Annotated in this window: 1 protein-coding gene; it reads right to left on the bottom strand. The window is 60.5% G+C overall.

What is annotated here, in order from left to right:
* On the bottom strand, window positions 1-332 hold a 332-nt coding region (locus tag GYA94_RS27215), incomplete at its 3' end, for an ATP-binding cassette domain-containing protein (protein ID WP_161893508.1).
* Window positions 333-387: the final 55 nt, after the last annotated feature.

Raw genomic sequence — 387 nt, 5'->3', positions numbered from 1 at the left:
ACGCTCATGTGCGGGAACAAGGCGTACGACTGGAACATCATGTTGATCGGCCGCTCGTACGGCGGCATGTCGGTGATGTCGACGCCATCGAGGTAGATCCGCCCTTCGGTCGGGCGTTCGAAGCCTGCCAGCATGCGCAGCAAGGTGGACTTGCCGGAACCGGAGCCACCGAGCAGGGCGAAGATCTCGCCCTTGCGGATTTCCAGGGACACATCGTCCACGGCTACGGTTTCGTCGAATTTTTTAGTGACCCGGTCGATCTTGACCAGCACCTGCTTGGGTTGCTGGCCACCCTCGAGGGCTTTTTTATAGGCACCGGAGGCAACTGCCATGAGTGAAACTCCCAACAAGATTTTTGTGCCCGCGCGGCCTGCCTGGCAGGCGCCG

Source organism: Pseudomonas juntendi, assembly GCF_009932375.1.
Classification (GTDB): domain Bacteria; phylum Pseudomonadota; class Gammaproteobacteria; order Pseudomonadales; family Pseudomonadaceae; genus Aquipseudomonas; species Aquipseudomonas juntendi.
The sequence above is the reverse complement of the archived record's forward strand: the minus strand, read 5'-3'. Positions and strand labels throughout refer to the sequence as shown.